This is a genomic window from Psychrobacter sp. UBA6766 (assembly GCF_002453355.1).
GTDB lineage: Bacteria > Pseudomonadota > Gammaproteobacteria > Pseudomonadales > Moraxellaceae > Psychrobacter.
This window is the reverse complement of record NZ_DKGQ01000042.1, coordinates 168,823-178,867: the sequence shown is the minus strand read 5'-3', so window position 1 is coordinate 178,867 and position 10,045 is coordinate 168,823. Positions and strand designations below refer to the sequence as shown.

9 protein-coding genes are annotated in these 10,045 nt (G+C 44.0%); 1 reads left to right on the top strand and 8 read right to left on the bottom strand.

Going from position 1 to position 10,045, the window contains the following annotated elements; all coding sequences use genetic code 11:
- Positions 1-37 precede the first annotated feature (37 nt).
- From scpB to mrdA, 8 genes are all read right to left on the bottom strand, one after another.
- Positions 38-583 carry an SMC-Scp complex subunit ScpB gene (gene scpB / locus B4K26_RS09910; protein WP_296245247.1) on the bottom strand — a complete coding sequence of 182 codons (546 nt, stop codon included), beginning with the start codon at positions 581-583 and terminating at the stop codon, positions 38-40.
- A gap of 25 nt (positions 584-608) precedes the next feature.
- A complete protein-coding gene (locus B4K26_RS09905; RefSeq protein ID WP_296245253.1) occupies positions 609-1,457 on the bottom strand; it encodes a segregation and condensation protein A in 849 nt (282 codons plus the stop codon).
- Between the two features lie 126 nt (positions 1,458-1,583).
- The gene (gene trpS, locus B4K26_RS09900; RefSeq protein ID WP_296245246.1) at positions 1,584-2,663 is read right to left on the bottom strand and encodes a tryptophan--tRNA ligase; all 1,080 of its coding nucleotides are present in this window, start codon (positions 2,661-2,663) and stop codon (positions 1,584-1,586) included.
- Between the two features lie 164 nt (positions 2,664-2,827).
- A complete protein-coding gene (locus B4K26_RS09895) occupies positions 2,828-3,934 on the bottom strand; it encodes a lysophospholipid acyltransferase family protein (protein ID WP_296245245.1) in 1,107 nt (368 codons plus the stop codon).
- Between the two features lie 259 nt (positions 3,935-4,193).
- Positions 4,194-4,580: a 30S ribosomal protein S9 gene (rpsI, locus tag B4K26_RS09890; RefSeq protein WP_193031305.1), complete on the bottom strand. Its 387-nt coding sequence runs from the start codon at positions 4,578-4,580 to the stop codon at positions 4,194-4,196.
- Between the two features lie 10 nt (positions 4,581-4,590).
- On the bottom strand, positions 4,591-5,019 hold the full coding sequence (gene rplM / locus B4K26_RS09885) for a 50S ribosomal protein L13 (protein ID WP_068407459.1): 429 nt from the start codon (positions 5,017-5,019) through the stop codon (positions 4,591-4,593).
- A gap of 211 nt (positions 5,020-5,230) precedes the next feature.
- Entirely contained in the window at positions 5,231-5,917 is a 687-nt protein-coding gene (gene rsmD, locus B4K26_RS09880; protein ID WP_296245244.1) for a 16S rRNA (guanine(966)-N(2))-methyltransferase RsmD, read from the bottom strand.
- A 50-nt stretch (positions 5,918-5,967) separates the two neighbouring features.
- Complete coding sequence (gene mrdA, locus B4K26_RS09875) at positions 5,968-7,929, bottom strand: penicillin-binding protein 2 (protein WP_296245242.1); 1,962 nt, start codon at positions 7,927-7,929, stop codon at positions 5,968-5,970.
- Between the two features lie 658 nt (positions 7,930-8,587).
- On the opposite strand from mrdA, the gene B4K26_RS09870 reads away from it, so the two are divergent.
- Positions 8,588-9,922 carry a hypothetical protein gene (locus B4K26_RS09870; RefSeq protein ID WP_296245240.1) on the top strand — a complete coding sequence of 445 codons (1,335 nt, stop codon included), beginning with the start codon at positions 8,588-8,590 and terminating at the stop codon, positions 9,920-9,922.
- Positions 9,923-10,045 lie beyond the last annotated feature (123 nt).

Here is a 10,045-nt window from a genome sequence, read left to right as displayed (position 1 = left end):
CTTTAGGTAGTGGGTAGTTCATGAGAATACTTCTAGATTAAGAAAGTGCTTTTATAGTTTCCATATCGGGCAGTGGCGGTAGCTCATCTAAATGTGTGAGTCCAAACGCATCTAAAAACTGCGCTGTAGTATGCAGCAGTGCAGGACGCCCCAAGGTTTCTTTATAACCTTTTTCTTTAATCCAGCCTTTATCAAATAGTTGACGCAAGATATTACTCGATAGCGTCACACCGCGCACGTGCTCGATATCGCTACGAGTCACAGGCTGCTTATAGGCGATGACACTTAAGGTTTCAAGCAAGGCTTGGCTAAGGCGCTCTTGACGCTGCGGAAAGACGCGCTGGATTAGGGCGCTATAGCCATCTGCGATTTGCAGACGATAACCGCTGGCAGTTTTATGTAAGGTCAGTACACCAGTATCTAAACGTTGTTGTAGTAGCGCTAATGCTTGCGCAAGCTCTTCAGTAGATAGTGACAGATGCTTTTTTAAGACATTGGCAGTGAGGGGCGACTCTGAAGCATGTAATAGCACCTCAATATGCTTGCTGATTTCTTTTAAATCTTGATGCTGCTTATCTGTCATTACACATATTCTCTGTTAAAAACCATCAAGCCAACCACTGTAATGTTAATTGTCTTATTTGGCGGTCTGCTGCAGTTTCATTATCATCAGCTGGCTGGTTTTCTGAGTTATTATTTACGACACCAACCAACTGCCGTTTCATCAGCTCAAGTACGGCGACAAAGCTAACTACGACGCCTATTTTACCTTGGGCTTTATCTAGTAGCTCATAAAAGGAGCGCGAACCATCGGTGCTTAACTGCCGACTAATACTGGCGATACGATCAGAAAGGGGAACGGCATCAACCTTAATATTATGCATCTGATAATCGGGCTGCAGCTGCATTTTAAACAAGCTATCTATCAATAAATTCGGTGAGTAGGTTGGTAGCTCAGCATTCATAACGTCTTGGCTTGGCATACTGACCATCGCCAAAAACACATCGCGCTCAAGACGGATTAGATTAGCTAAACGCTGACTGGCTACTTTAATTTGCGCATATTCTCCAAGACGTTCAATCAGCTCAGCTTTTGGATCACGCTCATCGCTCGGCGTTTCGGGCTTTGGTAGCAGCAGCTCGGTTTTAATCGCAATCAATGTCGACGCCATCAATAGATAGTCACCGGCCAATTCAAAATGTTCGGTATCCAATTCGCTGATATATGCTAAGTACTGCTCAGTAATCGGCAATATCGGCATTTGAGTGAGATCGACGTTGTTTTTTTTGACCAGGTATAATAAAAAATCTAAGGGCCCGGCAAATTGCTCAAGCCAAATGGCAAAGGCTTGCGGCGGTACATAGAGATCTTCTGGTAGATGCTGCACCGGCGTCTGATAAATACGCAGCGCCATATCATTATTGACTGAAATACGATGTTCGTCATTATTATCCATAAACTTAGCGTTTTCATGCACGCTTACGGAAAACGCGGCCTTTGGTAAAGCCGCTGTTTCATTTTTCAATACTGTCTGCACCTTTAGCATCCGCCCTGATTACAGTGAGTAAAAGCAACCAAAGACTTACTTAAGCTTAGCAAGAGGGCGAATACCAATAGCGCGGCGCGTTTTATCGAGCTGTTTACGGCTATGGCGACGGGCTTTTTCTGCGCCCATTTGTAAGATTTCTTCTAGCTCTTTTGGATTGGCCATCAGCTCTTCATAACGTGCGCGGAATGGGGCAATCTCGCTATTTATTTTATCAAACAATGCTTGCTTGGCATCACCCCAACCAATACCTGACGCGTACTGCGCGCGCATATCTGTAATCTCTGCAGGCGTCGCAAAGGCTTTATAAATCTCGAAGAGCGCAGAATCATCAGGGTCTTTTGCTTCCTCTGGCAACTGCGAGTTAGTGACAATTTTCATGATGGCTTTATGCATCTGCTTTTCGGCACTAACTTGCGGATTAGGATCACCAAATAGAGGAATAGTATTGCTATAGCTCTTACTCATTTTACGACCATCAAGCCCTGTTAAGAGCGGAATATCTTCATCAACAACCGCTGAGGGTAGGGTAAAGAGGGGCTTATAACGATGGTTAAACGTACCAGCAATGTCACGCGCCATCTCGATATGCTGTACTTGGTCACGTCCGACGGGCACATGCGTGGCATTGAACATCAAAATATCTGCTGCCATGAGCACTGGGTAGCCAAATAGACCCATATTGATACCTTGATCTGGATCAACATCGGCTTTTTCAGTATTGATATCAACCGCCGCCTTATAAGCGTGGGCGCGGTTCATTAGTCCTTTGGCACATGAGCAGTTTAAAATCCACGCAAGCTCTGGAATCTCTGGAACATCAGATTGACGATAAAACGTCACGCGCTCAGGGTCAAGGCCGCAGGCAATCCAAGTTGCCGCAATGATTTTGGTCGATTCGTGAATGACGACAGGGTCATAACAGCCGATAATGCCATGATAATCTGCTAAAAAGAAAAACGCCTCATCATCGCTATTTTGGATGGACTGAATCGCTGGGCGAATAGCACCAACGTAATTACCTAAATGAGGAATGCCCGTCGGTTTGATGCCGGTTAGGATACGTTTACTTTCTTGTTTAGAACTGTCTACAGCTGTGTCATTTTGAGTGCTCATGAAAAATCCGTTATTTTATTTCTCACATCGTTATTTATGCAGATGAGTTATTGATATGAGTGAGTTATTAAAATAGATAAGTTATCGATGTAAATAATAGGGCTGATAAAATACCAGCTGCAAAGTATAGCAAATTTCGCAGCTGTTTTTCAGCGAATCAAAACCTACTTATAAATATCGGTACGACCGTTAGGGCCGTTTTTAAAGCGACGATGGAACCACATCCATTGGGTCGGATCAATACGAATCAATCCTTCTAGCACCTCATTAACGCGGGTCGCATCAGCGACTTCATCATTACTGGGATAATTGTCTAATTCAGGAGTAATGGTCAGATGATAATGCGGACGTTTGCCTTTGGGCAGGTTATCAGGTGTTTGCCGATAAGTATGCAGCGCCATGAGTGCGGGTGGGTTTTGTTTATCACCCAATTTTGCCATCCGCCGAGAAGCGGTAATAGTAGCAGCGGGCACGCCAAAGAACGGTGCCATGACACCTTGTTTTAAACCATAATCTTGGTCAGGTGAGTACCAAATCACGTGCTTAGCTTTAATAGAATTAACAAGGCTACGCATGTCACGGCTAGAAATCTGCTTACCAAAGATTTTAGTGCGTCCGTTATAAATAAACCAATCAAGAAGCGGATTGTTTTGCGGGCGGTACATACAATCGGTGGCAAAAAACTGCGTACAGAGCATGCCGCCAAGATCGAGCATTGTATAATGCGCCCCAAGTAAAATGACAGGACGACCTTGGTTTTGGGCATTCACTAGGTGCTGTAGGCCCGAGATAGAAACCGTACGGGTAAAAATATTGGGACGAAACCAAGCGCACAAAGTTTCAAACACACCGATACCTTGATTGACAAAAACTTGCTTTGCCATCAGTTCGCGCTCTGCTTCAGGCTTTTCTGGAAAAGCCAATCTTAAATTAATTAAGGTATCACGTCTGCGCGAGCCGGCTAGTTTATAGATTGAAATTCCCAGTTTACGACCCAACCAAAACTGCCAACGTAGTGGTAAATATATCATCGGCAAGAAAATCGCTAATAACAGCCAGATGCCCCAATATTGCGGCAATAAAAACTGCCATTGAAAGGGTTTCTTTTCTGCTTGCGCCGTTTGCTTATGGGTTTGCGTAACAGTAGGCATGCCAGCCGGAATGGCTGGTGACTTAGCCATTTTGCTCTGATTATTATGCTGGCCGGCAGTCGGCGGTGGCATATCAGTTTTCGATGGTTTACTAGGGTCGTATTGTTCAGGGGCTTTCATAATGAGGACAGTGTGATAAAAGTTACTATTATGATGGGGGAGCGCGCCTAAGTTTGCAAGCAGGTTTTGCTAAAGTGAACATAGATGGCAAACATATAGTTATGATACTTTAAAAACCATCGCTAAAACACAGCCACAAAAAAACCTTATAAACTGTGACCAGCTTATAAGGTTTTGCAAATCTATTCTTTTTCTTAATACTGCTATAGTGGCTCCGAGAAAAAGACGACAGTAGTAAAAAGAGAAGAGATAGCTTTGATTAACGTTTTGAGAATTGTGGACGTTTACGTGCTTTACGTAGTCCCAATTTCTTACGTTCAACTTGACGTGAGTCACGAGTGACAAAGCCAGCTGCTTTTAGAGCAGGTTTGTTGGCTTCGTCAAGCTCAATCAAGGCACGGGTGATGCCGTGACGGATTGCGCCAGCTTGACCACTAATACCGCCACCTTTTACCGTGATGTAAAGGTCATAAGCAGTAGGTGATTCAAGTAGTTCTAGAGGCTGACGAACAACCATGCGCGATGTTTCGCGACTGAAGTACTCATCAAGTGGTTTGCCGTTAACAACGATAGCACCAGTACCTTTCGCTAAAAAGACACGAGCGGTAGAAGTTTTGCGACGACCAGTTCCGTAATTGCGTTCCATAAGTATATCCTTAGATGTCTAGTTCTTTAGGTTGCTGAGCTTCATGTGGATGTTCTGTACCCGCATATAGTTTCAGCTTTTTGATCATCGCGTAGCCAAGAGGACCTTTTGGAAGCATACCCTTAACCGCTTTGTGTAGAACATCTTCAGGCTTATGTGCAATCAGCTTGGTGAAGTTGGTTTCTTTGATACCACCTGGGTAGCCACTGTGACGATAGTACTTTTTATCTTGCGCTTTTTTGCCCGTTACCGCGATTTTTTCTGCGTTGATAACAACGATAAAATCACCAGTATCTACGTGCGGCGTATAACAAGTCTTATGCTTGCCACGTAAGCGACTAGCGATTTCAGTAGCTAAGCGACCAAGGGTTTTGCCGTCAGCATCTACGACATACCAGTCATGGGTCACTTCAGCTGGTTTTGCACTAAGTGTTTTCATGATAAAACCTTAAAATTAGAATTCGTTGAGAGTTTAGCTGGGAACGGGGCTCTCAAAAAACAGACTGCACATTATAAGCAGTAGCGCCTACGCTTGCAAGCTGCATTGGGGTTTATTTTCGCCTTATATACATTAAACTGCAGCGTCGGCCAGTTTTTTAGCGGTTTTAAACATTTAGAAAATTTGTTAATGAATTTCATTAACCCGACAATTATGACGATGATAGCCGATAAAGTCCAGCGACAACTTGGCCAACTTTGGTCTGTTTTAAGCTTTCAAAACCCATCAGGCCTTGATTGTCTTGCACTTGAAGGTCAGCGTTTTCATTGAGACTTTCTACTAATTGACTCAATTGAAGTGTCAAATCTTTATCTGCTTCTAAATAAATAAGCGTATCTGACGTAATTAACGACTGTTTGATGAGCGTTGCTAGAATCGGTTGCCATAAATCTTGTGCATAAGGTGGGTCGATAAAGACGATATCAAAATGGCGCTGAACAGTTTGATTTTGTATCAAGACTTGTTCAGCAGTTCCTTGAATAATCTGATAGTTACTGGCGTCTAAGCGTAATTGTTCGGCACTTCGGCGCAGCATTTGGCTTTGGGCTGGATTTATTTCAATAAAAGTAGCGTGCGCCGCCCCGCGTGATAATGCTTCAAATCCTAATACGCCGCTGCCAGCGCAGCTGTCAAGTACGTGGGCATCATGAATATCGGCAATTAACCAATTAAACAAGGTCTCACGCAGGCGATCTGGCGTTGGGCGTAAGCCTTCGGCATCGACAAAGCTCACGATGCGGCGCTTAAATTGACCGCCGATAATACGTACATCACCCGCTGCTGCGTTTTTTGCTTTATGATTTTTCTTTTGCTCGCGACCACTTGAGAGTTTTTTCATAGTGTCTCTTATCCACAGCGTTTCGTTTGGTGCATTTTGTTTTATATATTTTATTCAGATGTCGCTGCATTCTCGGCAGCTAGCGCTTGCTCTTTATCACGAATGGCGTCGCGCATGGCTTTGTCAAAGGCTTTTTGACGTTTGATCTTTCTAAGCTCATCAGCTGTTGGCGGTAAAATAGGATCGGTTTTGCGCTGTAATATCCAGTAATCAAACAATGCGCGGCCAATTGGTGCCGCTACTGCGCCACCGCCACCACCATTTTCGACCAGAACAGCAAGGGCGATTTCCGGCTCTTCGACAGGCGCAAAACCATTAAACCAAGCATGATCCCAATGGCGGGAATCTAGTGCCGCTTTATTGTATCTTTTACCTTGAGCAATCGATTTTACTTGCGCCGTTCCAGATTTACCAGCGGTACGATAGAGCGGATTAAAAGCACGCCGTGCCGTTCCCGACTTGACTGTTTGTTCCATTGCATCATGCATACGTGTCCAATCAGAAGGCTTGCCATTATATTCAATTTTGCCATCAGGCTTAGTGATAACATCGACTGCTGCCGCGCCATCGCTGCTTTTTAATAAGTGCGGTGTGATGTGATAGCCTTTATTGGCGGTCATGGCGGTGGCATTAGCAATCTGTAACGGTGTGGCTAAGAAATAGCCTTGTCCGATACTGACAGAGATGGTTTCACCTGGCAACCAGCCTTTATCATAAGTGTCTTTTTTCCATTTTGGTGATGGCATAATTCCTGGTTTCTCATTGGGTAAATCGATGCCAGTTTGCTCACCAAACCCAAAGCGCACCATCCAATCATGAAGGCGCTGAATACCCATCTCATACGCCAATTTATAATAATAAGTATCAACCGACATAATGATGGATTTTTTTAAATCTACCGTTCCGTGTCCACCGCGTTTCCAGTCTCGAAAACGATGTGAATCGCCTGGCAAACTAAAATAACCCGGATCATAAATGGTCGATTCCCAGTTACGTAGGCCATAATGAATTCCGCCTAAACCTTCAAAAGGCTTAATGGTCGAACCCGGCGGATATGTCCCTTGTAGCGCGCGATTGTAAAGCGGTTGGTCAAGATCATCTCGCAGGGCGCCGTAGTCCTTAAAAGAGATACCTGAGATAAAAGGGTTTGGGTCATAGCTTGGGTTACTGACAAAAGCCAAAACATCACCGTTCTTTGGATCAATAGCAACGATAGCTCCGCGACGACCATCAAGCTGCTGCTGGGCGACGGTCTGTAAGCCATAATCTAGACTGAGCGTGATGTCATTACCAGCAATGGGTGCTTTGGTGTCAAGTTGACGAATGATATTGCCATAGGCATCGGTTTCTACTGACTGATAACCGGGCTGTCCAAGCAAGATATCTTCATAAAAATCTTCAATACCAATTTTACCGATAAGGTCAGTGCCCGCATAGCGATCTTTATCTATTCGCTTAGATTCTTTATCGTTAATACGTCCAACATAGCCAATCACGTGCGCAAACAGCTCATCATAGGGGTAAGAGCGGGTCAGTTTGCTTTGAATACTGACGCCACGAAAAAAAGGTTTACGTTCACTAAACTGCGCCAATTGCGCCTCAGTTAAATCAATCTTAACAGTCACAGGGTCATTTTTGGTTTTGCTCAGACGTGCCAAAATATCAGTGATGTCTTTTTCGGTGAGATCAAAGATGGGCGCCAGCAGGTTCAGCGTACGCTCTGGGTCTTCGACTTCATCGGGGCTAAGCATGGCGGTAAATACAGGCTGATTGTCAGCGAGGATAATTCCATTACGATCGTAAATATAACCACGGCTTGGCGGCGCAGAGATGAGCTTGATGCGATTGTTATCAGCTTGGGTGGTGTATTTCTCGTGGGCATACACTTGCAAATAACCATAACGCGCGATCAAGCCTAGCAAGCCTACCAACATGAATAGCCCAAGGATAATAATGCGGTTGGTAAAAATACGATTGACCTGTTCGGTATCGGACGCGAGCGGTTTGTTCATATAAAGTCAGTACCCAAACGGTCAGTGAAGTGGTCGTTGATAACGTGATCATTGAGTCATCAGCCAGAGATAAATAAAACAATGCGCTTGTTTATCTAAGGCGAGGTGAGCATAAAGGATAAGTCAAAGTATTTCAATAACATAGCTCGATTATTTATCAATAAAGAGTCAATTTCTACCTGCAGTTGGTTGCTAACCATCCGCATCAGGCAACCATAAATTATAACAGAACAAATGCTAGAGCGCAGTATTCAGTCATCCATTTTCTGAGCGCTATCATTGCGATTATTGACATTGTTTTTATTGTTACTTTTCATGCTGTTTTTGCCATCCGCCTTATTATTGCTCGGAAATTTTCACTATCGATATTCTTGTCGTTAAAGCTGCGAGACGATAGTAAAGATTTAGAAGTACGAGTAGGGCTAAAAGCGTGTCATCGTTAGTCACAACTTACCGAGGGTCGATGTGTGCTAATAAATAGCAAGTATGCTAAAATCAGGCGATTTATTTTAGCGGTTTAATAAGTTAAACAGTACTGAATTAGCAGGTAATTCATTTAAACAATTATTGAGGATAGAGCGTTTTTGCTAAGCGTTCTTAATCTACTAAGGATATTTGGTTAACAACGTCAATCATCATCTCAAGGATAATTAGGGTCATGGATGCAAATTCATTATGGCAGACAATAGCGGAGCATCCCGAGTTTTTTGCTATGTTGACCATTCCACCAGTGACGGCATTTGTCACTTGGATTCACGTGTGGATGGCACTCAAGATGCTATTTTATCCGATTAAGTTTTGGGGCTTTCGGATTCCAAACTTTCCGTTTTTTGGTTTACCGGGTATCGGCTGGCAAGGCATCGTACCGCGTAAGGCTGGCAAAATATCGGGTGTGATTGTTGATCAAACGCTCTCAAAACTCGGTTCGCTTGATGAGTTCTTTCAGGCGATGGAACCAGAACAAATGGCGGTATTTATCACCGATACGGTCGATAAAAATCTTGAGAATTTGATTGATGAGATTATGCTTGACCATTCGCCAGTGCTTTGGGGCAATCTTCCTTATGCAGTAAAGCGCCGTGTGTATGCCCAAGCGCACCAAGAATTGCCGAGTATTATGCAGTCGTTGGTGACGTCTCTGACCTACCATGTCGAAGATTTGGTCGATATGCGTAAGATGATTGTTAATAAAATGGAAAGCGACCGTCGTTTAATGGTCAATATGTTTTTAAAAGTTGGACAAAAAGAGATTGATTTTATTTGGCATATCAGTGCCTTGATTGGCCTCATATTCGGTATTATCCAAATGTTTATATTTTTGGTGGTGCCGCAGCATTGGACGGTACCATTTTTTGCCGCCATTTGGGGATTGCTGACCAACTGGATTGCGATTTGGATGGTATTTAATCCTGTTGAGCCGCATTTTATTCCGTATGTGAAGTTTTTTGCCTTGCAGAGCCGTTTTCCTTTTGTTAAGCCGCAACTGCCGCATATCGCTCAGTACCGTTTCCAAGGGGGGTTCATGAAGCGCCAAGAGGAGGTATCTGAGGTCTTTGCTGAGATTGTGGTTAGAGATTTGGTAACGCTAGAAAACATCATGAATGAGATGATGTATGGTGATCGCGCCGCTGAAACGCGCGAGCTGATGAAATCTCACTTGTATAAAGTATTAGAATCGCCAGTTATTAGCACGACATTACGTGTTGGGCTGGGTCGTCGAGAGTTTGGGCAGCTAAAAAATACCATCATCGACAAATCAATCGTCGCGACCATGGTGCCGCTGCGTGATCCTGAACTTAATGAAAGCCGAGCCAGTAAAATATTTGGACTGTTTCGCGACCGTATTCGCGCGTTATCACCCGATGAGTTTCAAAATCTACTGCGTCCCGCTTTTCGTGAGGACGAGATGACCCTCATTATACTTGGCGGCTTGACAGGATTTTTGGCTGGCTGGTTGCATCTGATTTTGGTGTTTTTTCCCGCTACGCAGTGATAGAAAGTTTTTATGGTCTTTACACACATCACATACAGAGTGGATACAGAGACGTGATAAGTTGACGCTAATGTACCATGCTGTAAGGCTTCCGAGCTGCAATGGCTGGCGAGGTTATTTATC

Coding starts and splice junctions, on each gene's coding strand:
- rpsI (WP_193031305.1), bottom strand. CDS start 4,580: ATGGAACGCAATTACGGAACTGGTCGTCGCAAAACTTCTACCGCTCGT.
- B4K26_RS09905 (WP_296245253.1), bottom strand. CDS start 1,457: ATGGATAATAATGACGAACATCGTATTTCAGTCAATAATGATATGGCG.
- B4K26_RS09870 (WP_296245240.1), top strand. CDS start 8,588: ATGGATGCAAATTCATTATGGCAGACAATAGCGGAGCATCCCGAGTTT.
- trpS (WP_296245246.1), bottom strand. CDS start 2,663: ATGAGCACTCAAAATGACACAGCTGTAGACAGTTCTAAACAAGAAAGT.
- B4K26_RS09895 (WP_296245245.1), bottom strand. CDS start 3,934: ATGAAAGCCCCTGAACAATACGACCCTAGTAAACCATCGAAAACTGAT.
- rplM (WP_068407459.1), bottom strand. CDS start 5,019: ATGAAAACACTTAGTGCAAAACCAGCTGAAGTGACCCATGACTGGTAT.
- scpB (WP_296245247.1), bottom strand. CDS start 583: ATGACAGATAAGCAGCATCAAGATTTAAAAGAAATCAGCAAGCATATT.
- mrdA (WP_296245242.1), bottom strand. CDS start 7,929: ATGAACAAACCGCTCGCGTCCGATACCGAACAGGTCAATCGTATTTTT.
- rsmD (WP_296245244.1), bottom strand. CDS start 5,917: ATGAAAAAACTCTCAAGTGGTCGCGAGCAAAAGAAAAATCATAAAGCA.